22 protein-coding genes and 1 tRNA gene are annotated in these 25,844 nt (G+C 73.7%); 15 read left to right on the top strand and 8 right to left on the bottom strand.

Annotated features, from left to right (window positions below):
* The first annotated feature begins 124 nt into the window (after positions 1–124).
* The 3 genes from ATJ97_RS16205 (at position 125) to ATJ97_RS16195 (ending at position 7,174) form a co-directional block, all read left to right on the top strand.
* Positions 125–874, top strand: coding sequence for an ABC transporter ATP-binding protein (locus ATJ97_RS16205; RefSeq protein WP_098484618.1), 750 nt, complete (start codon positions 125–127; stop codon positions 872–874).
* Complete coding sequence (locus tag ATJ97_RS20605) at positions 871–3,483, top strand: FtsX-like permease family protein (protein ID WP_098484617.1); 2,613 nt, start codon at positions 871–873, stop codon at positions 3,481–3,483. Before ATJ97_RS16205 ends, ATJ97_RS20605 begins: the two co-directional genes overlap by 4 nt.
* Positions 3,484–3,565: 82 nt before the next feature.
* Positions 3,566–7,174: a type VII secretion EssC family protein gene (locus ATJ97_RS16195; protein WP_098484616.1), complete on the top strand. Its 3,609-nt coding sequence runs from the start codon at positions 3,566–3,568 to the stop codon at positions 7,172–7,174.
* On the opposite strand, the gene ATJ97_RS16190 is transcribed toward ATJ97_RS16195, so the two are convergent.
* Complete coding sequence (locus ATJ97_RS16190; protein WP_143427050.1) at positions 7,135–7,575, bottom strand: hypothetical protein; 441 nt, start codon at positions 7,573–7,575, stop codon at positions 7,135–7,137. The genes ATJ97_RS16195 and ATJ97_RS16190 overlap by 40 nt on opposite strands.
* Before the next feature lie 237 nt (positions 7,576–7,812).
* On the opposite strand from ATJ97_RS16190, the gene ATJ97_RS16185 reads away from it, so the two are divergent.
* A complete protein-coding gene (locus ATJ97_RS16185; RefSeq protein ID WP_098484614.1) occupies positions 7,813–8,061 on the top strand; it encodes a WhiB family transcriptional regulator in 249 nt (82 codons plus the stop codon).
* Positions 8,062–8,164: 103 nt separating this feature from the next.
* Here ATJ97_RS16185 and ATJ97_RS16180 read toward each other — a convergent pair whose 3' ends face one another.
* Positions 8,165–9,631, bottom strand: a complete 1,467-nt coding sequence (locus ATJ97_RS16180) for a sensor histidine kinase (protein WP_098485549.1) — start codon at positions 9,629–9,631, stop codon at positions 8,165–8,167.
* A 142-nt stretch (positions 9,632–9,773) separates the two neighbouring features.
* Here ATJ97_RS16180 and ATJ97_RS16175 point away from each other — a divergent pair, with 142 nt between their 5' ends.
* A complete protein-coding gene (locus ATJ97_RS16175; protein WP_170037520.1) occupies positions 9,774–10,271 on the top strand; it encodes a DUF2505 domain-containing protein in 498 nt (165 codons plus the stop codon).
* A gap of 112 nt (positions 10,272–10,383) precedes the next feature.
* Here ATJ97_RS16175 and ATJ97_RS16170 read toward each other — a convergent pair whose 3' ends face one another.
* The gene (locus ATJ97_RS16170) at positions 10,384–11,820 is read right to left on the bottom strand and encodes a glucose-6-phosphate dehydrogenase (RefSeq protein WP_245862650.1); all 1,437 of its coding nucleotides are present in this window, start codon (positions 11,818–11,820) and stop codon (positions 10,384–10,386) included.
* 74 nt (positions 11,821–11,894) lie between these two features.
* On the opposite strand from ATJ97_RS16170, the gene ATJ97_RS16165 reads away from it, so the two are divergent.
* From ATJ97_RS16165 to ATJ97_RS16155, 3 genes are read left to right on the top strand one after another with little or no spacing between them, the layout of a single operon-like run.
* Positions 11,895–12,362 carry an OsmC family protein gene (locus ATJ97_RS16165; RefSeq protein ID WP_098484613.1) on the top strand — a complete coding sequence of 156 codons (468 nt, stop codon included), beginning with the start codon at positions 11,895–11,897 and terminating at the stop codon, positions 12,360–12,362.
* Complete coding sequence (locus ATJ97_RS16160; RefSeq protein WP_098484612.1) at positions 12,359–13,096, top strand: hypothetical protein; 738 nt, start codon at positions 12,359–12,361, stop codon at positions 13,094–13,096. Before ATJ97_RS16165 ends, ATJ97_RS16160 begins: the two co-directional genes overlap by 4 nt.
* Positions 13,093–13,878, top strand: a complete 786-nt coding sequence (locus ATJ97_RS16155) for an aldo/keto reductase (protein WP_245862648.1) — start codon at positions 13,093–13,095, stop codon at positions 13,876–13,878. The genes ATJ97_RS16160 and ATJ97_RS16155 overlap by 4 nt, the downstream gene beginning before the upstream one ends.
* A 38-nt stretch (positions 13,879–13,916) precedes the next feature.
* On the opposite strand, the gene ATJ97_RS16150 is transcribed toward ATJ97_RS16155, so the two are convergent.
* Positions 13,917–14,465: a flavodoxin domain-containing protein gene (locus tag ATJ97_RS16150; RefSeq protein WP_170037517.1), complete on the bottom strand. Its 549-nt coding sequence runs from the start codon at positions 14,463–14,465 to the stop codon at positions 13,917–13,919.
* Positions 14,466–14,846: 381 nt separating this feature from the next.
* Here ATJ97_RS16150 and ATJ97_RS16145 point away from each other — a divergent pair, with 381 nt between their 5' ends.
* The 6 genes from ATJ97_RS16145 to ATJ97_RS16125 all read left to right on the top strand — a co-directional run bounded on the left by ATJ97_RS16145 (position 14,847) and on the right by ATJ97_RS16125 (position 18,700).
* The gene (locus ATJ97_RS16145) at positions 14,847–15,293 is read left to right on the top strand and encodes an Hsp20/alpha crystallin family protein (protein ID WP_098484610.1); all 447 of its coding nucleotides are present in this window, start codon (positions 14,847–14,849) and stop codon (positions 15,291–15,293) included.
* Positions 15,294–15,399: 106 nt separating this feature from the next.
* Positions 15,400–15,867 carry an Hsp20/alpha crystallin family protein gene (locus tag ATJ97_RS16140; RefSeq protein ID WP_098485545.1) on the top strand — a complete coding sequence of 156 codons (468 nt, stop codon included), beginning with the start codon at positions 15,400–15,402 and terminating at the stop codon, positions 15,865–15,867.
* Between the two features lie 74 nt (positions 15,868–15,941).
* Positions 15,942–16,820: a thymidylate synthase gene (locus ATJ97_RS16135; RefSeq protein ID WP_098484609.1), complete on the top strand. Its 879-nt coding sequence runs from the start codon at positions 15,942–15,944 to the stop codon at positions 16,818–16,820.
* Positions 16,820–17,338: a dihydrofolate reductase gene (locus ATJ97_RS16130; protein WP_098484608.1), complete on the top strand. Its 519-nt coding sequence runs from the start codon at positions 16,820–16,822 to the stop codon at positions 17,336–17,338. Before ATJ97_RS16135 ends, ATJ97_RS16130 begins: the two co-directional genes overlap by 1 nt.
* Before the next feature lie 109 nt (positions 17,339–17,447).
* Positions 17,448–18,071, top strand: coding sequence for a hypothetical protein (locus ATJ97_RS19890; RefSeq protein ID WP_170037514.1), 624 nt, complete (start codon positions 17,448–17,450; stop codon positions 18,069–18,071).
* A complete protein-coding gene (locus tag ATJ97_RS16125; RefSeq protein ID WP_170037511.1) occupies positions 18,068–18,700 on the top strand; it encodes an OmpA family protein in 633 nt (210 codons plus the stop codon). Before ATJ97_RS19890 ends, ATJ97_RS16125 begins: the two co-directional genes overlap by 4 nt.
* 15 nt (positions 18,701–18,715) lie before the next feature.
* Here ATJ97_RS16125 and ATJ97_RS16120 read toward each other — a convergent pair whose 3' ends face one another.
* From ATJ97_RS16120 to ATJ97_RS16110, 3 genes are all read right to left on the bottom strand, one after another.
* Positions 18,716–19,657, bottom strand: coding sequence for a VOC family protein (locus tag ATJ97_RS16120; protein ID WP_245862644.1), 942 nt, complete (start codon positions 19,655–19,657; stop codon positions 18,716–18,718).
* Positions 19,658–20,029: 372 nt separating this feature from the next.
* Positions 20,030–20,106 (bottom strand) — tRNA-Met (locus ATJ97_RS16115).
* 431 nt (positions 20,107–20,537) lie between these two features.
* Positions 20,538–23,573, bottom strand: a complete 3,036-nt coding sequence (locus ATJ97_RS16110; RefSeq protein WP_245862642.1) for a UPF0182 family membrane protein — start codon at positions 23,571–23,573, stop codon at positions 20,538–20,540.
* 278 nt (positions 23,574–23,851) lie between these two features.
* Between ATJ97_RS16110 and ATJ97_RS16105 the strand changes: the two genes are divergently transcribed.
* Positions 23,852–24,418 carry a PPA1309 family protein gene (locus ATJ97_RS16105; protein WP_211287268.1) on the top strand — a complete coding sequence of 189 codons (567 nt, stop codon included), beginning with the start codon at positions 23,852–23,854 and terminating at the stop codon, positions 24,416–24,418.
* Between the two features lie 83 nt (positions 24,419–24,501).
* Here ATJ97_RS16105 and ATJ97_RS16100 read toward each other — a convergent pair whose 3' ends face one another.
* Complete coding sequence (locus ATJ97_RS16100) at positions 24,502–25,731, bottom strand: YlbL family protein (protein WP_245862638.1); 1,230 nt, start codon at positions 25,729–25,731, stop codon at positions 24,502–24,504.
* Positions 25,732–25,844 lie beyond the last annotated feature (113 nt).

Raw genomic sequence — 25,844 nt, 5'->3', positions numbered from 1 at the left:
ACGTCAGGACCAGCCCCCGGCCCGACGACGGCGCCGCGGGCCGTCCGTAGCGTCGTCGGTGCCGGGGACGCTCCCGGCCGCGCGGCCTCCCGTGCCGCGCGCACCCGCCGTCAAGGAGCCGCACATGAGCCCGCTTCCAGCCGTCCGCGCCACAGGTCTGACGAAGGTCTACGGACGCGGCGACGTCGCCGTCCACGCGCTGCGCGGCGTCGACGTCGCCTTCGAGGCAGGTGCCTTCACCGCGATCATGGGGCCGTCCGGCTCGGGCAAGTCCACGCTCATGCACCTGCTGGCAGGCCTGGACGAGCCCAGCGGCGGGCGCGTCCACCTCGGCGAGACGGACCTGGGGGCGCTCGACGACCGGCGGCTGACCCTGCTGCGCCGCGAGCGCGTCGGCTTCGTCTTCCAGTCCTTCAACCTGCTGCCGATGTACACCGCCGAGCAGAACATCACGCTGCCGTGCGAGCTGGCCGGGCGGGCGCCGGACCGGGAGTGGATGGCCACCCTCGTCGACATCCTCGGGCTGCGTGAGCGGCTGAGCCACCGCCCCGCCGAGCTCTCGGGCGGCCAGCAGCAGCGGGTGGCCATCGCCCGGGCGCTCGTCACCCGCCCGGACGTGGTCTTCGCCGACGAGCCGACCGGCAACCTCGACTCCCGGGCCGGCGCCGAGGTGCTGTCCTTCCTGCGCACCTGCGTGCGCGAGCTCGGCCAGACGGTGGTCATGGTCACGCACGACCCGGCCGCCGCCTCCTACGCGCAGCGCGTCGTCCTCATCGCCGACGGGCGCCTGGCCGGGGAGATCACCGACCCCACCCCCGAGTCCGTCCTCACCGGCCTCGAGGCGCTGCGCCCCGTCGAGGCGGTCGCCCGATGATCCGGCTGACGATCTCCCAGATGCGCACCGGCGCGCGGCGCCTCGCCGCGGCCGGGGTGGCCGTCGTCGTCGCCACGGCCTTCGTCGCCGCGACGCTGCTGGCCGGCGTCCTCGCGCGCGACACCACCTACCGCACCGTCACCGCGTCGCTGGCGGACGCGGCGGTCGTCGCGCGCGGCACGGACGACCGTCCCCTCGGTCCCGAGGACGTCGCCTCCGTCGCCGGGCTGGCGGAGGTCGCCGCGGCCGACGGCGTGCTGCAGCTCTACGCGCAGGTGCGCGCCGGCGGCGAGCAGGACGCGGCGCTCGTCACCCCGGTCGCCTCGCACGAGGCGCTGCAGGTCTTCGACCCGGTCGAGGGGGGCCTTCCCGGAGCCGCCGGCGAGGCCGCGCTGACGTCGTCGACGGCGGAACGCCTCGGCGTCGGGGTCGGGGACGTGGTCCGGCTCGAGCACGAGGAGCTCGCCCCCGCGACGACGACCGGCACGTCCGACGGCGGCCCCAGCGACGCTTCCGGGTCCTCGTCCGAGGGCACCTGGGAGGTGGTCTCGGACGAGCTGACCGTCACGGGCCTCGTCCGTGACCCGCAGGCCATCCTCGGCTCGGCCTCCACCGTCCTCGTCCCCCGCGGGCAGGCGGAGGCGTGGGCCGCGGCGGCCACGCCGGAGGGTGAGCTGCGCTACGCGGAGGTGCTCGTGGCGGGCGCCGCCGGCAGCAGCGACGAGCAGGTGGCCGCGGCGGTGCGGGCGGCGCTGCCGCAGGCCGACGTGCGCACCACCGTCGAGGAGGCCGAGGCGAAGACGGCGGAGCTGACCGGGCAGGCGCAGACCCTGACGTACTTCGTGCTCGCCTTCGCGGCGGTGGCCATGTTCGTCGCCGCCCTCGTCATCGCGAACACGTTCCAGGTGCTCGTGGCGCAGCGGGCCCGCACCCTCGCGCTGCTGCGCTGCGTCGGCGCCACCAAGGCGCAGGTGCACCGCTCGGTGCTCCTGGAGGCGGGCGTGCTCGGCGTCGTCGCGTCCGCGGCCGGGCTGCTCCTCGGCCTGGCGCTCGGTCAGGGCGCCCTGTGGTTCCTCCAGGGTGCCGACCTGGGGGTGGAGGTGGCCCCGACCGTCCCGCTGACCCTGCCGGTGCTGGCGGTCCCGCTGCTGACCGGCACCGCCGTCACCGTGCTCGCCGCGCTCGCACCGGCGCGGACGGCGACGCGGGTGGCGCCCCTCTCCGCGCTGCGCCCGGCGCCCGACCCGGCGTCCCGGGCGGGCGGCGGCCGGGTGCGCCGGTGGTCCGCCGTCGTCCTCGGCACGCTCGGCGCCCTCCTCCTCGGCGGCGCCAGCACGGCCATGCTCGTCCTGGACGACGCCGGCGACCTCATGGGCGTCGCGCTCCTGGTCGGCGTCGCCGGCGGGATCATGTCCTTCGCCGGGGTCATGGTCGGCGCGGTCTTCCTCGTCCCCCGTGCCGTCGCCGTCGTCGGCCGGGCGCTGACCGCCCTCGCCGGCCGGCACCGCGCCACGGCGCAGCTCGCCACCGTGAATTCGACGCGCAACCCGCGCCGGACCTCGGCGACGGCGTCCGCGCTGGTCATCGGCGTCGCGCTGGTGGTCATGATGGCCACGGGCGCCGCCACCGCACGCACCAGCCTGGACCGCGCCCTCGCCGAGACCTTCCCCGTCGACGTCCTCGTGGAGGGCGAGACGGTCACCGCCGCCCACCTCACCGCGGTGCGCGACGTCGAGGACGTGTCCGTCGCGACACCGGTGACGAGGGCCTTGGTGCAGCTCGGCACCGGCGCCACGGCCACCGAGCTGGAGGTGCTCGGCATCGACCCGGCCCGCGCCGTCGAGGTCGTGCGCGACCCGGCCCTCTTCTCAGAGCTCGACGACGACACGCTCCTCCTCGGGGACAGGGTCGCCGAGACCGCCGGGCTCACGACCGGGAAGGACGTCGTCGTCGGCACCGGCCAGGCCCGGGTGACCCGGACCGTCATCGTCGTCCCCGCCGGCACGCTGGCCGTCGTGGCGGCACCCACGCTCCAGGAGCTGGCACCCGGCGCACCCGTCGTGGGGGTGTGGGCCCGCCTCGCCGACGACGCACCGGCCGCCGAGCGGGTGCGCGACGTGCAGGACGCCGTGGTGGAGGCGAGCGACGGCGTGGTCCCGTACGTGACCGGGCTCGCCGCCGAGCGGCAGATCTACACGGAGGTCATCGACACGCTCCTGGCGATCGTGGTCGGCCTCCTCGGCGTGGCGGTGCTGATCGCGCTGGTGGGCGTCGCGAACACGCTGTCGCTGTCCGTGATCGAGCGGCGCCACGAGCACGCCCTGCTGCGGGCGGTGGGCCTGACCCGGTCGCAGCTGCGCGGGACGCTGATGGTCGAGGGCGCGCTGATCGCCCTCGTCGGCACGTCCCTCGGCGCGGTGCTCGGGACGCTGTACGGGTGGGCCGGGTCCGCGGTGCTCCTGGGGGCCACCGGCGACGTCACCCTCGCGGTGCCGTGGCTGCACCTCAGCGCGGTGGCCGTCGTGGCGCTGGTCGCCGGGCTCGGCGCCTCGGTGCTCCCGGCACGCTCGGCGGTGCGCACGCCGCCGGTCGCGGCGCTGGCCGCCTGAACCGTTTCCACAGCGCTCCCCCGGGCGGCCGGTGTCCACAGGGCGCCGGCCGCCCGGCCGACCCACCGGCCACCCTGGCGCCATGACGCACCACCCCGACCCGCGGACCGCCCTGCGCTCGCCCTGGCACCTCGCGGTGGTGGCGGGCCCGGACACCGGGTGGTGCCTCGGGCTGGGACCCGAGCCTGCGGAGGTGGGGCGCGGCGCGGCTGACCTGCCGCTGACCGACCCGCTCGTCTCCCGCCGCCATCTCGAGGTCCGCGAGCGCCGGGGACGGTTCGAGGCGCGGGACCACGGCTCCGCCAACGGCACCCGGTGGCGTGCCCCCTCGCGCCTGGGCCGACGGCGCACCCACCCGTCGCGCGCGCGGCCGCAGCCCCGCGTTCTCCTGTCACTCACCCGCAGGCTCCCGCCCGCGCTCTCCCGCGCCCTCCTGCGGGCGCGGACCCGTCCCCTCCCGCCGCGGTGGCGCGAGCTGCCGGAGGGGACAAACCTGCGGCTGGGGGCGACGGTGCTCCAGGTCCGCCGTCGGCCCGAGGACCTGCGGGCGCCGGCCGCACCGGAACCGTCCCGGGCGCCGGAGGGGCGGGACTGGGTCAGGATGGCGCTGCCGCTGCTCGCGTGCCTGACCATGGTGCCGCTGCTGGTCTCCAGCGGGGCCGGACCGTGGCGGTGGGCGATCCTCGCGGTGCCGGTGGTCCTCCTCGCGGCCACCGTGGTGGCCGTCCGGCGTCCCCGCGCCCCGGAGCTGCCCGACCCTGCCGCGCTCCTCCTGCACGCCGCGGCGGCCGTGGCCCGGCTGCCGGCCGGCGAGGAGCTGCGGGCCACGGTCTCGGCGAGCCGTCCCGGCGCGGGCCTCGTCCTGGGCGACGGCGACCGGGTCGCTCTGGTCGGGCGGCCGGGGCACGTCACCGCGGCGGCCTGGTGGCTGGCGTGCCAGCTGGCCACCTGGCACGGGGACCTGCGCGTCGACCTTCCCTCGTTACCCGGCGGCGGCCCGCGGCGGCTCGGACCGGCCGGGGCACCGCGGCGGCTCACGGTCCTCGTGGCGCCGGGACCCGCGGATGCTCCCCGGTCCGCGGACCCGTCCCGGACGGCGGACACCCCCGCCGAGGGACCGCCGGCCACGGGCGACGCCCAGGCCTCGGTGCACGTGGTGCTCGCCAGGTCCGTGCAGGAGGTCCCCGCCTGGTGCACGCGCGTGGTCACCGTCGACCGGCCCGGCATCTCGCCAGCGTGGGCGGCCGCCGCGGCCGGCCTGCTCGCCCGGGGGGCGACCGCGTCCACGACCGCACTGCCGCGGCAGGTCCACCTGGCCGACCTGCTCGGGGAAGGACCTGCGGACGACCCTGCCGTCGTCCGCCGGCAGTGGGCCGTGCCGCACCCCGGTCTCGCGGCACCCCTCGGGGTGGACGAGGCGGGGACCGTCGAGATCGACCTGGTGGTGCACGGCCCGCACGCCCTTCTCGCCGGCACCACCGGATCGGGGAAGTCCGAGCTGCTCCTGGCCTGGCTGCTGGCCCTGGCGCTGCGTCACCCGCCGGACCGGCTCCAGCTCGTCCTCGTCGACTACAAGGGTGGCGCGACGTTCGCCGGGCTGGCAGGGCTGCCGCACACCGCGGGCGTGCTGACCGACCTCGAGCCGGCCGCCACCGTCCGCGCGCTGGCCAGCCTGCGCGCGGAGGTCAGGAGGCGCGAGCGGCTGCTCGCCGACGCCGGCGCCAAGGACCTGGCCGCCTACCTGGCCGCCCGCCCGGCCGAGCCGCTGCCCCGCCTGGTGGTCGTGGTCGACGAGTTCCGGGCGCTGGCCGACAGCCACCCCGACCTGCTCGACGCCCTCGTCCGGCTCGCGGCCCAGGGACGCTCGCTCGGCATCCACCTGGTCCTCGCCACGCAGCGCCCCGGGGGCGCCGTATCTGCCGACGTGCGCGCCAACCTCACGGTGCGGATCTGCCTGCGGGTGCTCGAGGCTGCGGAGTCCCAGGATGTCGTGGGCACCTCGGGCGCCGCGGACCTCCCGCCGGTGCCGGGCCGGGCGCTCGTGCGGACCGACACGCTGCGCACCGTCCAGGCGCCGTGGTGCGGCGACGACGGCTGGGCCGGGAGGGCCGTCCGTGCCGCTCGCGAGGCGTGGGAGTCCGCGTGGGACTCCGCGGGCGCGGAGGTGCGGGAGGTCCCCGGGCGCCCCTGGGCGCCCGCCCTGCCCCGCCGGGTGGAGCTGGCCGGCCTGGAGGCGGACGCTGCCGGGCCGGCGGGTCCGGACAGTGCCCGGCCCTCCCGCCCTCACGCCGACGGTGCCGGGACCGCCGACCCGCGGTCCGGGCTCGTGCTCGGCGTCAGCGACCTGCCCGACGAGCAGCGCCTCGGCGTGTGGGTGTGGCGGCCGTCGGCCCTCCTGGTGGTCGGTGGCCCTGGCACCGGGCGGACCGAGACGCTGCGCAGCGTCGTCGCCTCCGCCCTGCGCGCCAGGGCGGTGGTCCACGTCCTCGCCGCGGGGCCGCACCGCTTCGCGGACCTCGCCGGCCCAACCCTCGGGACCGTCACCGGGAGCGACGACCCGCGGCGTGCCGCCCGCCTGCTCGAGCGGCTGGAGGCGGAGACGGCCCCGCAGCTGCTCGTCGTCGACGACGCCGAGGCGGTCGCCGAGCGGCTCGACCAGGTCGCCGGCCCCGGGCAGGGGCTGCAGCTGCTCGCCCGGGCGCTGCGCGACGGCAGGCGGGCCGGCGTCGCCACGGCGCTGTCCGGGCCGCCGTCGCTGCTCGCCGCCCGGTGGACGGAGTCGGTACGGACGCGCGTGGTCCTGGCACCCAGGGACGAGACGGAAGCGCTGCTCGCGGGCGTCCCGCGCGACCTGCACGGAGGGGATCCTGTCCCCGGACGGGGCGTGCTGCTGGAACCGGGCCGCGCGACCGCCGTGCAGGTCGCCGTCACCGGAGCCGTCGACCTCGGGCCCGCCGAACCTGGGATCCTGCGGGTGGCCCCGCTTCCCGAGCGTGTCTCGCTCGCCGAGCTCTCACGGGACGGGCTTCCGCCGGGTGAGCTGCCGCCCGGCGAGCCGGTGCCGGACGAGGTGCCGCAGGCCGAGCCACCGCACGGCGCCACCGTCCTGCTGGGGCGCGGCGGGGACGACGGCGGACCCGTCGGCCTCCGTTGCGAACCGGGCGAGGTGCTGCTCGTCGTCGGGCCGCCGGGCAGCGGCCGGACGACCACCCTGTCGCTGCTGCGGCAGCAGCTGGGCGGCCGGGCCGTCGCCGTCGGGCAGCCCGGCGACCTTCCGGCGGGACCCGCCGTGCTGGTCGTGGACGACGTCGACCGGTGGGCCTCCCCCGCGCTCGAGGAGCTCGGGCAGCGGCTCGCCTCCCGCCGGGACCTCGTGGTGGTGGCCGCGGCGCGGCCGGAGCCGGTGGTCGGTGCCTACCGGGGCCCGCTGGCCACGTGGCGCTCGACCGCGACCCTGCTGCTGCTGCGCCCGTCGCACCCGGCCACGACCCAGCTCACCGACGTGGACCTCTCGACCGCGGCGGACCCCGCGAGGCCGCTGCACCCGGGCCGGGGCGTCCTCGTCACCCGCGGGCGAGCGCTGGCGCTGCAGGTGGCGACGCCGGCCGACGCGCCCGCGCCACCGGCCCCGGCGCTTCAGACGACGGCGCTTCAGACGACGGCGCCGGGGGCCCGGGTCCCGGAGGCGTAGTCGCGCGCACTCGGCCACAGCACGCCGGCGACCGCTGCCGCGGCGACCAGGACGGCGAGGACGACGAGCGCGGTCTGGACCCCGGTGAGCGTCAGGGCGCTGGCCGCCTGCAGGACCTGCCACGTGATGACCGGACCTCGGCCCCAGCGCTGACCGCGCCACAGTGCCCGGACCGACCCGGCCAGCATCGCGGCGAAGCCGACGAAGAAGACGGCGAGGGCCAGGGCCGAGAAGACGTCCGGGGCCACCCCCCTTACCACATCCGTGACGAGAACGACGGCCATACCGACGAGGACGAGCGCCTCGACCAGCACCAGGGCACCCGCTGCGCGCAGCGGCCACGGGACGCGACGGCCGCCCTTCTCAGCCTGGAGACGTCCGGAAAGTGGTTCGTTGGTCACAGATCCGAGCGTACGCACCGACGCAGAGGCTCTGACGAGGCGGCGACCGGGTCGCCGCGAGGGGCTCGTCACAGTGTGACGAAAGCCACGCGGTTTACCGGCCAGCCATTTTCCGGAAACCTCTTGTCGCCGGTGGTACCGCGTGTCAGGGTTGGGTGCAGCAGTTGAACCCGTCGCGTCGGACCGCTGCTTCCCTTGCAGATCTCGTGGTTCGACGCATGCGCTAAGGAGACCCGTATGGATTGGCGTCACCGCGCCGCCTGCCTCACCGAAGACCCCGAGCTGTTCTTCCCCATCGGGAACACGGGCCCGGCCTTGGTGCAGATCGAGGAGGCAAAGGCCGTGTGCCAGAAGTGCACCGTCGTCGACACGTGCCTGAAGTGGGCGCTGGAGACGGGGCAGGACTCCGGGGTCTGGGGCGGCCTGAGCGAGGACGAGCGCCGCTCGCTCAAGCGCCGTACCGCACGCGCACGCCGCGCAGGCTGACCTCACGCACAGCCGAGACTGAACGACGCCGCCGGGAGACCGGCGGCGTCGTCGTCTTTCCGGGGTCGACTTTCCGGGCCCCGTCCGGCCTACCGCCGCCGGCCTACCGCCGCTGACCTGCCGTCGCGTCGAGGGTGGCTGTGCCCAGCCGCGCGTGCAGGTCGACCACCGTGCCTCCCTCGGGGCGGCGCCGCCAGTCGATGGACCCGCGCAGCTCGCCGGTCACCAGCGTCTCGACGATCTGGGTGCCCAGGCCGGCGAGCACGCGGCCGTCCTCGATGCCCAGACCGTCGTCGCACACCCGCACGTCGAGCTCGGCGCCCGAGCGCGACGCGGTGACGGAGACCGTCCCGGACCGGCCCGCCAGCCCGTGCTCGACGGCGTTGGAGACCAGCTCGGTGAGCACCACGGCCAGCGAGGTGGCGGCCTCGGCGCCGACCGCCCCGAAGGTCCCGTCCACCACGGTGCGGACCGAGGAGTCGGGAGACGCGACGTCGGCGGCCAGGCGCAGCAGCCGGCCGAACACCTCGTCGAAGTCGACCACCTCGTCGATGTTCTGCGAGAGGGTCTCGTGCACCAGCGCTATCGTCGAGACGCGCCGCTCCGCCTCGTCCAGCGCCGCCTTCGTCTCCGGGTTGCCGCTGCGCCGGGCCTGCAGCCGCAGCAGCGCCGAGACTGTCTGGAGGTTGTTCTTCACCCGGTGGTGGATCTCCCGGATGGTGGCGTCCTTCGTCATGAGCTCGCGCTCGCGCCGGCGGACCTCGGAGACGTCGCGGCAGAGCAGGAGCGCCCCCCGCCGTTCGCCGTGGTCGGTGAGCGGGACGGCCCGGAGCGAGAGGGTCACCCCTCGCGCCTCGATCTCGGTGCGCCAGGCCGCGCGGCCCATCACGACCACGGCCATCGTCTCCTCGACCGCCGTGTGGTCCTCGATGAGCTCGGTGACCACCTCGGCCAGCACCTGGCCCTTGAGCTCACCGATGACCCCGAGCCGGTGGAAGTTGCTCAGCGCGTTCGGGCTGGCGTAGACCACCCGGCCCTCGGGGTCCAGACGCAGCAGGCCGTCGCCGACGCGGGGCGCGCCCCGCCGGGCGCTGGTGGGGGCGCCCTCCTGCGGGAACTCCCCGCGGCTGATCATCCCGCACAGGACGTCCGCGATCTCGATGTAGGACACGTCGAGCCGGGACGGCACACGGGAGGTGGGGAGAGCCACCTCGCGGGTGAGCACGCCGAGGACGCGGTCCTCGTGGACCACCGGGAGCACCACCTCGCGCATGGCGTCGGACCCCCGGCCGTGCGGGTCCGCCCGGACGTGGATGCCGCGGTCGAGCACGGTCTGGCGCATCAGGTCCCGCCGCACCGGCGACGGGCGCTGCCCGACGATGTCCTCGTAGTGGACCGTGGCGGCGGTGGAGGGCCGGCAGTGCGCCGCGACGATGAAGTCGTCGTCATCGGTGGGCAGCCACAGGACAAGGTCGGCGAACGCGAGGTCGGCGATGACCTGCCAGTCGCCGACGAGCTGGTGGAGCCACTCGGCGTCGCGTTCATCGACCTGTCCGGACTGCACGATCATGTTGGCGAGCGTGGTGGGCACGCTCCCCAGACTAGGGCCTGCGAGCTGCCCGCCGGGCCGACCCCGGACCCGCCGCCTGCCGCGGGGCCCACCGCCCTGGTGGCCGCTACGCTGGCGTCGGCCGCCCGAGAAGGAGCTCACCGTGCGCTTCACCGCCACCACCGCCTACCCCGCCGACGTCGAGACCGTGGCGGCGATGCTGTCGACCCGGGAGTTCGTCGAGCGCAAGATGACCGAGGCGGGGGCCCTGAGCACGACGTGCGAGGTGGTCCGTGACGGCGCGGCCTTCACCGTGACCACGCGGGCCGAGCTTCCGACGGCGTCGGTGCCGACCGCGCTGCGCTCCCTGGTGGGCGACTCCCTCGAGGTCCGTCTGGTCGAGGCGTGGCAGGCCCCGGCCGCGGACGGCAGCCGCACCGCGACGATGTCCGTCGACATCCAGGGCGTGCCGGCGCGGATCTCCGGCACCCAGCGGCTCGCTCCGACGATGGCCGGGTGCGAGCAGACCTACGACGGCGACGTGTCGGCCTCCGTGCCGCTGTTCGGCGAGCCGATCGAGAAGGCGGCGGTGGGGACCGTGGACCAGGTCGTCGCCGTCGAGCGCCGTCTCGGTCTCGAGCATCTCGCGGCCCGTCACTGACCGGTCAGGACTGACCGGTCAAGGCGCCTGGCTCGCCGTTGAGCCAGGTGCGGGCCCCACCGTACCCGACGCGTGACGTGCGCCACGTCAGGACGCGCTACTCGTCGAGCACCTACTCCCCCAGCATCCACCGGTGCGGCTGGGCGAGCCGGCGGGCCTCCTCGGGACCCCACGAGCCCGGCTCGTACGGGAGCGGGTCGGGACGTTCCGGGCCCTGGAGCGGGGCGAAGGCGGTGAAGGCGGCCCGCAGCCCCTCCGCCGTCGTGAACAAGGAACGGTCCCCGATGAGGGCGTCGTGGATCAGCGAGGCGTACGGCGAGATCGGCTCCCCGCCCGGCACGTCGTCCAGCTCGAGCACGGCCTTGCCGGAGGAGTAGCTCAGGTCCGGCCCGGGCGTCTTCACGGTGATGCCCAGCTGGATCTCGCCGTCGCCGCTGAAACAGATCTCGATGGTGTTCGGGGTGTCCAGCTCCCTGGCGAGCGGCCCGAACGGCGGCTTGAGCACCAGGGTGATCCGCTGCGTCCGGCGGGCCATGCGCTTGCCCGTGCGCAGCAGGAACGGCACGCCGCGCCAGCGCTCGGTGTCCACCCACAGCCGCACGGCCGCGAAGGTGTCCTGCCTCGAGTCGGGCGCGGCGCCGTCGATGTCCCGGTAGCCGTCGAACTGGCCGAGGACCACGTCCTGCGTCGGGTCCAGCGGGCGGAACGCGCGGAGCACCGTCTCGCGGGCGTCCAGCACGGAGGTGGGGTCGCGCAGGTCGGCAGGAGGCTCCATCGCCACCTGCCCGGCCACCTGGAAGAGGTGGGTGACGATCATGTCGAGCGCGGCACCGGTGGCCTCGTAGAAGCCGATGCGGTTGGCGACGTCCAGGTCCTCGGGCACGTCGATCTGGACCTGGTCGACGCTCGCCCGCGACCACTCCGAGCCGAAGAGCTGGTTGGCGAAACGCAGGACGTAGATGGTCTGCACGCCCTCCTTGCCGAGGAAGTGGTCGATGCGGAAGATCTGGTCCTCCTGGAGCACCTCCTTCACCGCGGCGTCGAGGCTCTCGAACGACTCCAGCGACGTGCCGAAGGGCTTCTCGAAGACGACGCGTGCCCCCTCCGCCAGGCCGTGGGCCCCGAGCCCGCGGGCGATCGACCGGAAGGCGACGGGGGGCACCGCGAGGAAGTGCAGGACGAGCGGCTCGCTGCCGCTCTCCCGGGCGAGCTCGTCACGGACCTCGCCGAGGATGCGGGGCAGCTCGCCGGGGTCGTCGGGGCCGAACTCCCCGGCCGCGTAGCGGATCTGCGGGCGCACCGTGGCCCAGTCGGAGGGCCTGCCGACGTCGCTGCGGTCCAGGACCTCCTCGACGCGGTCGCGGAAGGCCTCCTCGTCCAGGGCCTCGGCCGCGCAGCCGACGAGGCGCCAGTGCTCCGGCATGAGGCCGCGCTCGTGGACCTCGTGGACGGCCGGGAGCACCATGCGCCCCGCCAGGTCCCCGGTTGCTCCGAAGAGGACGATGACGACGGAGTCCGGAAGCGTGTGGGGGCCGGTGGATGTGCTCACGGGGCCAACGTACGCGGGCGGCGCAGAGGCGTCGCGGCGGGCGACGGGCGCACCGCCGTGCCACGATCGTCCTCATGAGCGAGGTCGAGCTGGACACCGCGGGATCCGCGGACACGACGGAGGAACCCCCCACCCGGGCGCTGTGGGCCGAGCGGACCGGGACGCGCGCGTACGCCGGACGGAACGCGCGCGGCGCGGAGGTGCGCGTGGGCGACGGCGAGGGTGAGTTCACCCCGGGCGAGCTGCTGCAGCTGGCGCTGGCCACGTGCAGCGGGCTCTCGGCGGACCACCGCCTCTCGCACGCGCTCGGGGCCGAGTTCGCCGCCGTCATCGGGGTGGCGAACGAGAAGAACCAGGAGGAGAACCGCTACAGCTCGCTGACCGTCGAGATCGTCACAGACCTCTCCGGCCTGGACGAGAGCACCCGGACGAGGACGCTCGAGCGTGCCGAGCTCGCCATCGAGCGGCAGTGCACCGTGGGGCGGACGCTGGACGCGGGTGCACCCCACACGATCATCTTCACCGACGAGGTGGCCGGATGAGCGCCCTGCGCCACCGGCGCCACGAGGCCGAGCCGCCCACCACGGACGTCGCCGTCGGGACGACCGCCGACGAGCAGGAGGCCGCCCGCCACGGACTGGTCGAGCGCTTCGTGGACCTCGGTGTCAGGCGCGCGTCCCGTGCCGACGACCTCGTCCACGAGCTCCGCCGCGAGGACCCCGAGCTGACCCCGGCCGCCCTGCTCCAACGCCTCGAGAAGCGGTACCTCCGCCGCGCCGCGCTCCTCGGTGCGGCGGTCGGCTCCGTCGCCACCGTCCCGGGGGTGGGGACCGTCAGTGCCCTCGGACTGACCACGGTCCAGACCGTCGCCTTCCTCTCGGCCTCGGCGCGCTACGTCATGGCGGTGGCGTCGGTCCACGGTGTCGCCGTGGACGACCTCGAACGACGGCGCACCCTCCTGATGGCGGCTCTCCTCGGCGAGGAGGGCGCGGAGGCCATCTCCGGTCAGCTGGGCCTGGGCACCCTGTACTGGGCGAAGGCCGCGATCACCAAGCTGCCGATCGGCACCGTCAAGGCCGTCAACAAGGCGCTCACCCGGCGCCTGGTCCGGTACGGCGCCGCCCGCGGCGGGGCGCTGGTGCTGGGCCGCCTCGCGCCGTTCGGCGTCGGCGTCGTCATCGGGTACACCGGCACGAGGAGGATCGCGCGGAACGTCGTGGAGGGGACGACCGACGCCTTCGGTCCCGCGCCCGCGACGTTCGGGGACTCGCTGTGAGCGCCGTGCCGACGGCGCCGATCGCCGCCCGCGACGGCTCCGCGACGATCCCGCTGCTGGGGCTGGGCACGTGGCAGGCACGTGGCGACGAGGTGTACCGCGCCGTCCGCACGGCGCTGGACCTCGGGTACCGGCACGTCGACACGGCCACGATGTACGGCAACGAGGCGGACATCGGCCGCGCCCTGGCCGACTCCGGCGTCCGGGACGAGGTCTTCGTCACCACCAAGTGCCCGCCCGACAGGCTCGGGCGTGAGGACGAGACGCTCGAGGAGTCGCTGCGCCAGCTCGGTCTCGAGCGGGTGGACCTGTGGCTCGTGCACTGGCCGCCCCACGGCGAGTCGGGGAGCCTGCGCATGTGGGAGCGCCTCGTGGCCGCCCGCGAGGCCGGCCGTGCGGCGTCGATCGGCGTCTCCAACTACTCCCCGGAGCTGATCGACGAGCTCACGCAGGCCACCGGCGTCACCCCGGCGATCGACCAGATCCCGTGGAGCCCCTCGGACCATGACCCGGCGCTGGTGGCGGAGCTGGAGCGCCGAGGTGTCCTCCTCGAGGGCTACAGCGCCTTCAAACGCACAGACATGGCAGACCCTGTGCTCGACCGGGTCGCCCGGGCGCACGGCGCCACGCCGCAGCAGGTGGTCCTCGCCTGGCACCTCCGGCGGGGATTCGTGGTCATCCCGAAGTCGGTCCGCCGGGAACGGCTCGAGGCCAACCTCGCCGCCGTCGACCTGCGGCTGACCGACGACGAGGTCTCGGCGATCGACGCGCTCGGCCGCTGACCGAGGGCGCCGCAGCCGACCGAGGGCGGGCGCAGGCGTCAGGCCGCCGCCACCCCGCCGGTGCGCGGCCGGGCCGTCCGCTGCCCTGCCGCCGTCCGCGGCCGGCGCCCCAGCTGGGCGTGGATGTGGTCCGCCCACGCCTCGACGGCGCGCAGGTCGCGGAAGTCGCCCACCGGGGCGTGCAGGGCCCGCACCATGAGCCGCTCGCTGTACATCAGCCGGCACAGGTCGAGCGCGCCGGGGAACGTGCGATGCTCCAGGGCGCCGGTCGCCTCGACGTAGCCCGCGACGTCGGGCTCCTGGCCCGTGACGGGCGGGTCGCCGAGAGGACCCGACGAGAAGAGCCAGGTGGGTCTGAGCCGCAGCTGCGGCGCCAGCCGGTCGACGGCCTCCCTGGCCGCCTTGAGCCACAGGCCGGCGTAGACGGCGCTGCCGAGGACGACGGCCTCCGCCTCGCCCACGTCCACGACCTCCTCGGGCGGGCGCAGGTCGACGTCGTGCCCCAGGCTTGCGAGCCGGTCGCCGAGCGCCGCTGCGATACCTGCGGTCGCCCCGTGGCGGCTGGCCGCCGTGACAAGAATCCTCATGGCGACTCCTTCGTCCTGCCAAGGATGCGCCACGAACGCCCCGATAGCCATAGGAATGCTTGAACCACCTGGGCGGCGCGGGAGAGGAGGACCGGCAGGACGGTCGTTCGAGAACGGCCTGGTCGCGATGGTCGCGAGACCTGGACGGGCGTCGACGGCTGCGACGGGGACCGCGACGGCCGCTTCGGCCAGGCCCAGTCGTCGGTCGTCTCACGGCTGTGACCTGGGACGACGTGCAATGTTGAGTCTCTGGCGCTCAGGTTTTCGCCGTGAGCGATCAGCGTTAGCACTCGGCTGGGGCGAGTGCTAAAAATGAAGCACCGGCCGGAGCTCGGTCGGGACGATCCGGACCGTCCGGACCGAACACGTGGAGGTGGACCCATGGCTAACCGTTACGACCCGTTCCGCGACATGGACCGCTGGCTCACCAACGCGATGCGCCAGGTCCCGTCCTCGCCCGGGATGCCGCTCGACCTCTTTCGCCGCGGCGAGAAGTTCGTGGCGCTGATGGACCTGCCCGGCGTCGACCCGTCGTCGATCGACATCGATGTCGAGGACCGCACGCTGACGGTGCGGGCCGAGCGTCGCTCCGCCGTCGAGGACGACGTCCAGTGGCTCTCGCACGAGCGCCCAACCGGCACGTTCGCCCGCCAGCTCTCGCTGGGCAACGGCCTGGCCCTCGACCGCATCGAGGCGTCGTACTCCGACGGCGTGCTGCAGCTGACGATCCCGGTGGCCGAGGAGGCCAGGCCGCGCAAGATCCAGGTGAGCCACGCCTCGGGCGACCAGCAGGCCGCCGTCGGGCAGAAGGACAGCGCGTCCGCCTGAGTTCTTCTACAGCGTCCTGCCCGGCCGCGCGGCCGGGCAGGCACACAGGTCAGACAGTTCGACCGGCCTCGGAGCCGGGGCCGGTGCACCAGTGGAGGTGATGGAGATGGTTCTTCGTTCCGATCCGTTCCGTGAGCTCGACCGGTGGCTGGACACCGCTCTGCGCCAGGTCCCGACGGCCAGCCCGATGCCGATGGACCTGTACCGCCAGGGGCACCAGTTCGTCGCGAGGATCGACCTGCCGGGCGTCCGGCCCGAGTCGATCGACATCGACGTCGAGGACCGCACGCTGACCATCAGGGCCGAGCGCGCGGCCATGGCCGAGGACGACGTCCAGTGGCTCTCCCGGGAGCGGCCGGTCGGCACGTTCGCCCGCCAGCTCACGCTGGGCCAGCACGTCGACGTCGACAACGTCGACGCCGCCTACTCCGACGGCGTGCTCACGCTGACGCTCCCGCTCGCCGAGGAGGCACGCCCCCGCAAGATCACCGTGGCCCGCGAGGAGTCGCACCGCACGATCGAGCAGGGCGAGCACCGCACGATCGAGCAGGAGCCGTCCGGGACGAGCTCCTGACGACCCCGACGACGCCCGCGCCACCGGCGCGGGCGTCAGCCGCGCCGCGGCTCGCCTCCGCCTAAGATGCACGGATGACCCAGTCCCCCGCCGCCAGCCCGGACCAGCACACCATCGCCCCGGCGGCGCCGACAGGCGCCGAGCGCGCCGGCCGGACGGTCAGCACCGCGTACGAGGACCTCCTGCGCCACGTCCTCGAGCACGGCACCCCCAAGGCCGACCGAACCGGCACGGGGACGCGCAGCGTGTTCGGCCACCAGATGCGGTTCGACCTCACCCAGGGCTTCCCCCTGGTGACCACGAAGAAGGTGCACCTGCACTCGGTGGTCGGCGAGCTGCTGTGGTTCCTGCGCGGCGACTCCAACGTCCGGTGGCTCCAGGACCACGGCATCCGGATCTGGAACGAGTGGGCGGCCGAGGACGGCGAGCTCGGCCCGGTCTACGGCGTGCAGTGGCGGACCTGGCCCACCCCCGACGGCGGGCACATCGACCAGCTCCAGCAGGTGCTCGACACGTTGCGCACCAACCCGGACTCCCGCCGGATCATCGTCTCCGCCTGGAACGTGGCCGACCTGGACAAGATGGCGCTGATGCCCTGCCACGCCTTCTTCCAGTTCTACGTGGCCGACGGCCGGCTCTCCTGCCAGCTCTACCAGCGCAGCGCCGACCTCCTCCTCGGCGTGCCCTTCAACATCGCCTCCTACGCCCTGCTCACGCACATGGTCGCCCAGCAGGCCGGCCTCGAGGTGGGCGACTTCATCTGGACGGGCGGCGACTGCCACATCTACGACAACCACGTCGAGCAGGTGCGCGAGCAGCTCTCGCGCGAGCCGTACCCCTTCCCCACCCTGAAGCTGCGGCAGGCGCCGTCGTTGTTCGAGTACGGCTTCGACGACGTCGAGGTGCTCGGCTACCAGCACCACCCGGCCATCAAGGCCCCGGTCGCCGTCTAGTGCTCGGGCTGATCTGGGCGCAGGCCCACGACCGCGTCATCGGCGCGGGTGGCACGATGCCGTGGCACCTGCCGGAGGACCTCAGGCACTTCCGCACCACGACGGCGGGCGCGACCGTGGTCATGGGACGAGCCACCTGGGACTCCCTCGACCCGCGGTACCGACCGCTGCCCGGCCGGCGGAACATCGTCCTCTCCCACCGGGCCGACCTCACCCTCGACGGCGCCGAGCGGGCCTCCGGCCTCGACGACGCCCTGGAGCTGGCGGGCGGGGGCGACGTCTGGGTCATCGGTGGCGGGCAGGTGTACGCCGAGGCGCTCCCCCGCGCCGACGTCCTGGTCGTCACGGACATCGACCTCGCCGTCGACGGCGACACCCGGGCGCCCGCGGTGGACGACCGCCGGTGGGCGGTCGCCTCGGCCGACCCGGACCGCGGCTGGCACGTGTCGGCCACGGGCCTGCGGTACCGCTTCACCACCTTCCGTCGCCAGGACCGGCAGCCCGGCGCCGAGGCCTGAGGCCTGACCCGGCCGTTCGCGGCCGTTCCTGGCCGTCTTTCGGGCAGGAACCCCAACCTTCGGGCGGTGTCCGATAATGTCCGCGCCACCTCGTCCGAAGGAGAAGCTCATGAAGCGCCGCGCCCCGATCGCCGTCGCCACCGCTGTGGTGGTGGCCCTGCTGACCTCGTGCTCGGCGAGCGGCGGGGGTGACACCGCCGCGGGCACGTCGGGGACGAGCGCCGGCAAGGAGGGGGTCAGCAAGGCGGGGCAGGACCCCTCCGCCGGAGGCGGCGGTGAGGACTCGGCCGGCGGCACGAGCGCCGGCGTGGCGGACGTCGACCCCGCCGACGTCCTGGTGGAGCAGGCCTACACCGTTCCCGGCAGCGAGGACACCGCCACCATCGGGGTGCACTCGCTCGTCGTCGACGGGGACGTCATGACGCTCCGGCTCGTCCTCACACCGGAGTTCTCCTCGGTGAGCGACACGGAGGCGGTGAGCGTCCACGACATCGTCGGTCATGCCGGTCGCTTCGCGCCGATGCTCGTCGACCGGGAGCACCTCAAGGAGTACGACATCGTGGGCGGCGGCCCGACGGAATGGACCTCGGACAACGTCTACACCAAGGTCACCAACGGGGAACCGATGGTCTGGTGGGGCGTCTACGCGGCCCCGCAGGACGACATCGACACCGTGGACGTCCGCGTGCTCGACGAGCTCCCGGAGTTCACCGACGTCCCGATCACCCGATGAGCGCCCGCCGCGCCACAGCCTCCGGCACACCGGCGACGGTCGCCGTCGCGGCCGCCGTCGGCGCGGCCGCACTCGTCGCGTCCGCCGTCGTGCTGGCGCCTGCCGCGGACGCGGCCCCGAGCGGGCCGGAGGACCTCCCCGAGCCGACGGCGGAGCAGCTCGCGGCATCGGTGCGGGTGTGGGACCCCAGCGGCTCGGTCCATGTGTGGGACCCCAGCGGCTCGGTCCACGTCTGGGACCCGAGAGGGTCCGTGCGCCCGCTCGAGACGGTCGAGAACGACGGCGGCGAGACCACGATCAGCCTCGCGACCGACATCCTCTTCACCCCGGACAGCGCCGACGTCCCGCCGAACGCCGCAGAACGGATCGCCGCGCTGATCTCGGACATCCCTGACGGCGCGTCGGTCACCGTCGGTGGGCACACGGACTCGGTCCGCGGCGCCGTGGACAACCAGCAGCTCTCGACGGACCGCGCCACCGCGGTCGCCGACGTGCTCCGCCGGGTACGCCCGGACCTGGTCCTCGAGGTCGCCGGGTTCGCCGACACCCGGCCGGCGGTCCAGGAGGACGCCGACGACCCGTCGACCCGTGCGGCCAACCGCCGCGTGGAGATCGTCTACGCCGGCTGAGCCGGCGCGCGCAGCTCAGGCGGCGGCGCGGATCTCGATGAGGTTGTTCCACGGGTCGTTGACCCGCAGCACCGCGCCGTCGTGGCGGGTGGCCACGCCCTGTCCGGCGAGGCGGGCGTTGACCGCGGCCACCTGCTCGGTGGTGGGCAGGACGATGTCCACGACGCCCAGACCGAGAGCCGGCACACGGGGACCCGCACCGGCGCTGTTCCAGGTGTTCATCGCCATGTGGTGGTGGTAGCCGCCGGCGGAGACGAACAGGGCCTGGTTGCCCAGCGACGTCGTCTCCTCGAAACCGAGCTTGTCGACGTAGAACTCGCGCGCGGTGGGGACGTCGCCGACCTGCAGGTGGACGTGGCCGAGGAGGGCGCCCGCGAGGTCCGCCGCACCGGTCTCCGGCTTGTCCTTGGTGGCGATGAGCTCCTTCGCGGAGTCCGTGAGGTTCTCTGCGAGGAAGCGGTTGGGGTCGAGCCACTTGGTCCCCATCTTCACCTGCCCGCCGACCCACTCCCAGGTGCTGCGCGGGCGGTCGTAGTACAGCTCGATGCCGTTGCCCTCGGGGTCGGTGAAGTAGAACGCCTCAGAGACGTCGTGGTCGCCCGAGCCGACGTAGGTGCCCGGGGCGTGCACCGCGAGCGAGGCGAGGACCGTGGCCAGCGACGCCCGGTCCTCGAAGAGGATGGCGGTGTGGAACAGGCCCGCGCTGCGCGGGGAGCCGGCCGGGAGGCTCGGGTCGTGGCGGAGCACGACGATCTCGAGGCCGTTGCGGCCGAGCGCGACCTCGTTGCCCTCGGCGCGCAGGACGGTGAGCATGACGTAGTCGCGGTAGTAGCGCGTCATGAGGTCCAGGTCTCCGACGAGCAGGGTCACGGTGCCCATCGCGGTCGCGGCGGGGAGGAGCTCCTCCGCCGGACGGTTGCTGACGGGGGCCGGCTGCGTGAAGGTGCTGGCGTTCATGTGTCTCCCTGGTTCGGTCGGCTGCGTTTCCACGGTACAAGTAGTTGACAGTTCAACTCAATGGCAGGGCGGGACATTCCCGCGTGAGTCACGTCTCCCCCTCGAGGTCCGCCACCATCTCCTCTTACGACGGCGCCTGCCGAGCTGCGGCGAGCGGCGCCGGCGGCCGAGCGGCGGCCAGCGGCACCGGCCAAGCTGCGGCGAGCGGCGCCGGCGGCCGAGCAGCAGGGAGCAGCGGTTAGGAGGGAAGCCTCTCGGCGGAGACGGTGCGGGCGGAGACGTCCGCGCCCGACAGACCGGCGGGCCAGATCCTGACCGAATGTACAGAAGGCCCGTACGCGTGGCGTACGGGCCTTCTGGTCAACTACTTCGTGGTAGCGGGGGCAGGATTTGAACCTGCGACCTCCGGGTTATGAGCCCGGCGAGCTACCGAACTGCTCCACCCCGCGTCGACATGTTTAGGTTACGTCGCCGTGAACCTTCGGGGCAAATCGTCCGAGCGTGCCCTCGGTCACAGCGAGATGCAGGCGCATCTCGGGCGCCCCCAGGTGCCACGCCGGACCGCACCTTGCCGGCCCGACCGCAGCGTGTCAGCCCTGCGTCATGTCGCCGTGACGCGCGGACCCTCCCGACCCGCCCCCCGGTACCCGTGAGTCCCAAGAGTCCCCGGGCCCCGAGGCTCCGAGGACCCCGGGGGCCCTGAGGGCCGCAGGCCCCGAGGGCCCGAGCCACAGGGCCCCGAGCCCCCAGGCGCCCGAGCCCGTCCCCGACACCCCCAGCCCCGAGTCCCCGACACCCCCAGCCCCGAGTCCCCGACGCCCCGTGTCCGAGGACGACGAAGGGGCCGCCCGCTGCTGCGGACGGCCCCTTCCGGATGTGCTCAGTTGCCGGTGGACTGCTCGGTGGCGCCGTCGCTCGGTGCCGGGGTGGCCGCGCCGTCAGGCACCTCGCCGCCCGCCTTGGCGATCTCCGCCTCGGCCGCCATGGCGTCCGAGATCGCCGAGCTGAGCCGCTTCTGAGCCTCGCCGTAGGCGGCCCAGTCACCCTGCGACATCGCGGAGTTGCTGTCGCTGAGCGCCTGCTGAGCCTTGCCGAGCGCATCGGTCAGGCGCTGCTGCGCGGCGGCCGGCACCTGCGCGGTCCCGCCGGGCTGGTCGCCGCCGTCGGTCGGCTGGTCGCTCGGCTGGACGCCGGCGTCGCCGGCCGTGGCCCCGGAGTCGCCGCCGAACACGGCGTCGAGCGCCTCGTCCAGCGTGGAGGCGAAGCCGATCTCGTCACCGAAGGCGACGAGCACGCGCTGGAGCAACGGGTACGACGTGCCCGCGGCGGACTGCACGTACACCGGCTGGACGTACAGCAGGCCACCACCGACCGGGAGGGTCAGCAGGTTGCCGAGCTGGACGGTCGAGTTGCCCTGCCGCAGCAGGTTCAGCTCGGTGTTGACGGCCGGGTTGGAGTTGAAGTTGTTCTGCACCTGCCCGGGGCCGGGAACGGTCACGTCGGACGGGAGCTCCAGGAGGCGCATCTTGCCGTAGCCCTCGCGCACCTTCCCGGCGGTGTCACCCGTCTCGGAGTCCACGGCGAGGAACCCCGTGAGGATGTTGCGGTCGGTGTTACCACCGGGGATGAAGCTCGAGGTGAGCGAGAACCGGGCGTCCTCCTGCCCGGGCATCTGCATGGTCAGGTAGAACGGCGGCTGCTGGACGCCCGTGGCGACCGTGGGGTCGGTCGGGATGTTCCAGAAGTTGGAGCCGGAGTAGAACGAGGCCGCGTCCGTGACGTGGTACTCGGTGAGCAGCGTGCGCTGGACCTTGAAGAGGTCCTCCGGGTAGCGCAGGTGGCTCATGAGGTCACCGCTGATCTCCGACATCGGCGTGATGTGACCCGGGAAGATGTTCTCCCACGTCTTCAGGACCGGGTCCTGGTCGTCCCACTCGAAGAGGGTGACGTCGCCGTCGTACGCGTTCACCACGGCCTTGACCGAGTTGCGGATGTAGTTGACCTTCTCCGGCATGGCGCCGACGGTGACGGGCTGCCCGTTGGCGTCGACGACGGAGTCGGTCGTCGCCTCCTCGAGCGACTCGCGCGCCGAGTAGGGGTAGTCGTTCGTCGTGGTGTAGCCGTCGACGATCCAGACCAGCTGCTTCGGGGTGTCCGGGTTGCCGTCCATGTCGACCACCGCGGGGTAGGCACGGTTGTCGAGCGTGAGGTACGGGGCCACCTTGGCCACACGCTTGTGCGGGTCGCGGTCGAACAGGATCTGCGACTCCGGGGTGACGCGGTCCGAGAACAGGATCTGCATGTCGCCGAACTTCAGCGCGTAGAGCAGCTTGTCGAAGAACGAGCCCACGGACGGGCCGCCGTCGCCGGTGTAGGTGTTGTTGACGGCACTGTTCGGGGCGTCGTCGTCCGGGTAGTCGAGCTCCCAGGGGTCGGTGCCCTCGGGGGCGCCGACGATCGAGTAGTCCGGGCTGTTCTGACCGAAGTAGACCCGCGGCTCGTAGTCGCCGAGCTCACCGACGCTCGGGATGCCCTGCTGGAAGAAGGCGGGCCGCCCGTCGGAGCTCGTCGTGTTGCCGTAGGCGGCCACCACACCGAACCCGTGGGTGTAGACCGTGTGGTCGTTGATCCAGGTGCGCTGGTCGGCGCCGAGCCCGTCCTGGTTGAGCTCGCGGACGGCGATCACCGTGTCGCGCTTCTCGCCGTTGATCTCGTACCGGTCCACCGACAGCGCCTTGGGGAACCCGTAGTACTGGCGGTTCTGCTGCAGCTGGTTGAACGTCGGGGAGACGATGTTCGGGTCCAGGAGCCGGATGGACGCGGTGGACTGGCTGTCCTTCCGCAGCTGGCCGGCCTCGGCCTCGGTGGTGGCCGAGTACGTCTCGACATCGATGTCGTCCAGGCCGTAGGCGGCGAGCGTGGCGTCGATGTTGCGCTGGATGAAGGGCTGCTCGACCGTCTGGGCGTTCGGCTCCACCTGGAACCGCTGGACGATGGCCGGGTAGGCGGTGCCGACCACCAGCGCGGAGACGATCATGACCGCGATGCCGGCGACCGGCAGGGTCCAGGAGCCGCGGAAGGCGGAGACGACGAAGAGGACGACGACGACGAGCGCGATCCCGGCAAGGATCGCCTTGGCGGGCAGGGTGGCGTGGATGTCCGTGTAGGAGGCGCCGGAGAAACGGTCGTTCTCGCCCACCAGCATCGAGTACCGGTCCAGCCAGTAGCTCACGGCGATGAGCGCGACGAAGATCGCGGCCAGCACGGAGAGGTGGACCCGGGCGGCCGGGGAGACCTTCTGCTGGCGCGGCGCGAGGGAGATCCCGCCGTAGAGGTAGTGGGTGATGAGGGCGGCCACGGCGGAGAGGAAGACGACCGTCATGAGGAAGGAGACGATCGACCGCACGACCGGGAGCGTGAAGACGAAGAACGAGATGTCCAGACCGAACTGCGGGTCGTTCTTGCCGAAGCTCTCCTGGTTCAGGAGCGTCAGGACCGGACGCCACATGCCGCTGAGGGAGGAGCCGGCGAAGAGCCCGAGCACCACCGGCGCCCCGATCATGATGAGCCGGCGCAGGGGCTCGATGCTCTCGCGGTAGCGGTCGAGGTTGCGCTCCTCCGGCGTCGTCGGCGGGTAGATCTGCCGGCGCGAGTAGGCGAGGTGGAGGTTGAGCCACACCGCCGCCGCCATGACGGCGAACCCGATGACGAACAGGATGGCGCGGGTGACCCACTCACGGACGAGGACGTCCGTGAAGCCGAGGTGGCTGTACCACTGGACCTCGGTCCAGACCTGGGCGAAGGCCATGACCGCGGCGGCCAGCACGGCCAGCACGACAAGTGTCGGTACGAAGGCGCCGCGGCGGCGAGGGGCCGAGTCCGGACCGGGACGACGGGGGGCGGATGCGAACGTCACTGAGCACCTTCGGGTAGGTCGTGCAACTGTCTTGCGTGGTGGGCCTTGCCCTGGCGGGCCCGGAGGCATCCACGTGCCATACGCACAACGCCGGGGCCCTGTCCAAGGTTCCCACACCTGCCTCCCACAAGGACAAACGGTCCGTTCGCGGCGGCCCCTGGCGGCCCGAGCCGTCGGGCTCTCGGCTTTCGCTCCGGCCCCCTGCCCGCGGGCTTTCGCTCCTGTCCCCTGCTCGCGGGCTTTCGCTCCTGTCCCCTGCTCGCGCAATGATGTCCGGCATGAGCGACGAGCAGCCCGGCCCCACCTCCCCCACCGCCCGCGAGCGCGCGCTACGCCTGGCCGTGGACGACATCGAGCGGCACGTCGCCACCCTCGGCTGGGACGCGCCGGTGTTCGTGTTCGCGCTGGTCCGCACGGCAGGCGCCGTCGCCGCCACGCCGTCGCTCGCCGATGAGCTGCCGCCGGAGGCGGTGCGCGCGGCCCAGGAGGATCCCGAGCACCTGACGAGCATCGAGCAGGACGGGCTGCCCGAGGCGTCGACCATCGAGGAGCTGCTCGGTCAGCTCGCCTGGCCGGAGGAGGTCGACGGCGCCGCCATCGTCGTCGAGCGCATGGTGGTCCCGCCCGAGGCGGAGCAGGACATGCCGCGGGACCCGGAGGCGGCCGTCGAGTACCTCATGGCGCACCCGGACCGGCAGGACGTCCGGATGGCCGCGGGGGTCCTGCGCACCGGGGAGTCGTGGTGCGCGCTGCGCAGCCGCAGCCACGACTTCGACGACGCGGTCGCCGGGTCTCCGGACGCCGTGCCGGGTCTGGTGGAGGCGCTCCGCGCCACGTTCGCCTGACGGCGGGCGAGGCCGGTACCGGAGCCCCCCCTCGACGGCGGGCGTGACGGCGCGGCCCCGTCAGCCGGCGGCGGCCTCGCGGGTCAGCGGGCGGAGGCCTCGCACGTCGGCATCGACCCGCCGTCGCCGGCCGCGATGGCGTCCACCGCGTGACGCGCCTCGCCCAGCGTGCCGACCCGCACGACGCGCAGCCCGTCGGGGACGTGGCCGACCACCTCGCTGCAGTTGCCCTCGGGCGCGAGGAACCAGTCCGCGCCCGCCCGCTGCGCGCCGACGAGCTTCTGCCGGATGCCGCCGATGGGCCCGACGTGCCCGGCGAGGTCCATCGTGCCGGTGCCGGCGATCTTCTCCCCGCCCGTCATCTCGCCGGGCGTCAGGGTGTCGATGATGCCCAGCGCGAACATCGTGCCCGCGCTCGGGCCGCCGATGTTCTCGATGTCGAAGTCGACGTCGACGGGCATCTCGACCTGCGGGTCGAGCAGCACCCCCAGCAGGGAGCCGGGCGGCGTCTCGGCCGGCCCCAGGGCGGTGTCCGGGTGGCCCATGGTGGCGAAGCTCAGGTCGGTCTCGCTGCCGTCGCGCACGACCCCGAGCGTCACCTGTGTGCCGGCGGGTGTACGGGCGAGGACTGCGGAGAGGTCGGAGAAGCTCCTGATCTGCGTCCGCTCCTCCCCCTCGGGCTGGATGGAGGAGATGACGTCGCCGCGCTCCACGACGCCGTCCGCCCCGGACCCGGGGGCGACGCCGCTCACCGTCAGGACCATCGGGACGTCGTAACCCAGCTCCTGGAGGGCGGCGACGGTGGCGTTGTCCTGCGAGGAGGTCATCTGCGCCGTCGACTGTTCGTCGATCTGCTCTCGCGTGGTGCCGTCGGGGAAGACAGCCTCCACCGGGAGCACGACCTCGTCCTCGGCCAGCCAGCCGGCCAGGACGTCGGCAGCTGTCACGGGGTACCCGGGACCTCCCACCACCGAGACGGTGGTGAGCCGCAGCTCGCCCGAGGTCGGGTACGTCTTCGCGCCGTCGACCTCGATGAGCGGCTTCCCGTCGACCTTGCCGAGGGTGTTGACCGTCGGGCCCGGTCGCTGGACCGCATAGGGCAGCGGCACCAGCATGATGACGAGGAGCATGGCCGAGAGCAGGGCCCCCGAGAGCACCATCGTCACCGCACGGCGGGAGACCTGGGGCTCGTCGTCGGGACCGTGCGGGTCGAGGAGCGCCGTGTCGCCGGCGGGCTGCGGGGTGCCGTCGGCGGGCTGGTCGGGCGTGGGTCGTCGGTCGTGCCCGGCCCGGCCGGCGTCCTGCTCGTTCACCGGGTCATCATGCCGCACGATGCTGGATGTCCCCTGGGCGGGCCGCCGAGGAAGCCTGCTCAAGGTGTTGTGGGTCGTCTTCTCGGCTTGCCCCGAGCCGTCCGCGGCGCGGC

Origin of the sequence: Georgenia soli, from assembly GCF_002563695.1 — a bacterium.
GTDB lineage: Bacteria > Actinomycetota > Actinomycetes > Actinomycetales > Actinomycetaceae > Georgenia > Georgenia soli.
This window is presented reverse-complemented; position numbering and strand designations above follow the sequence as displayed.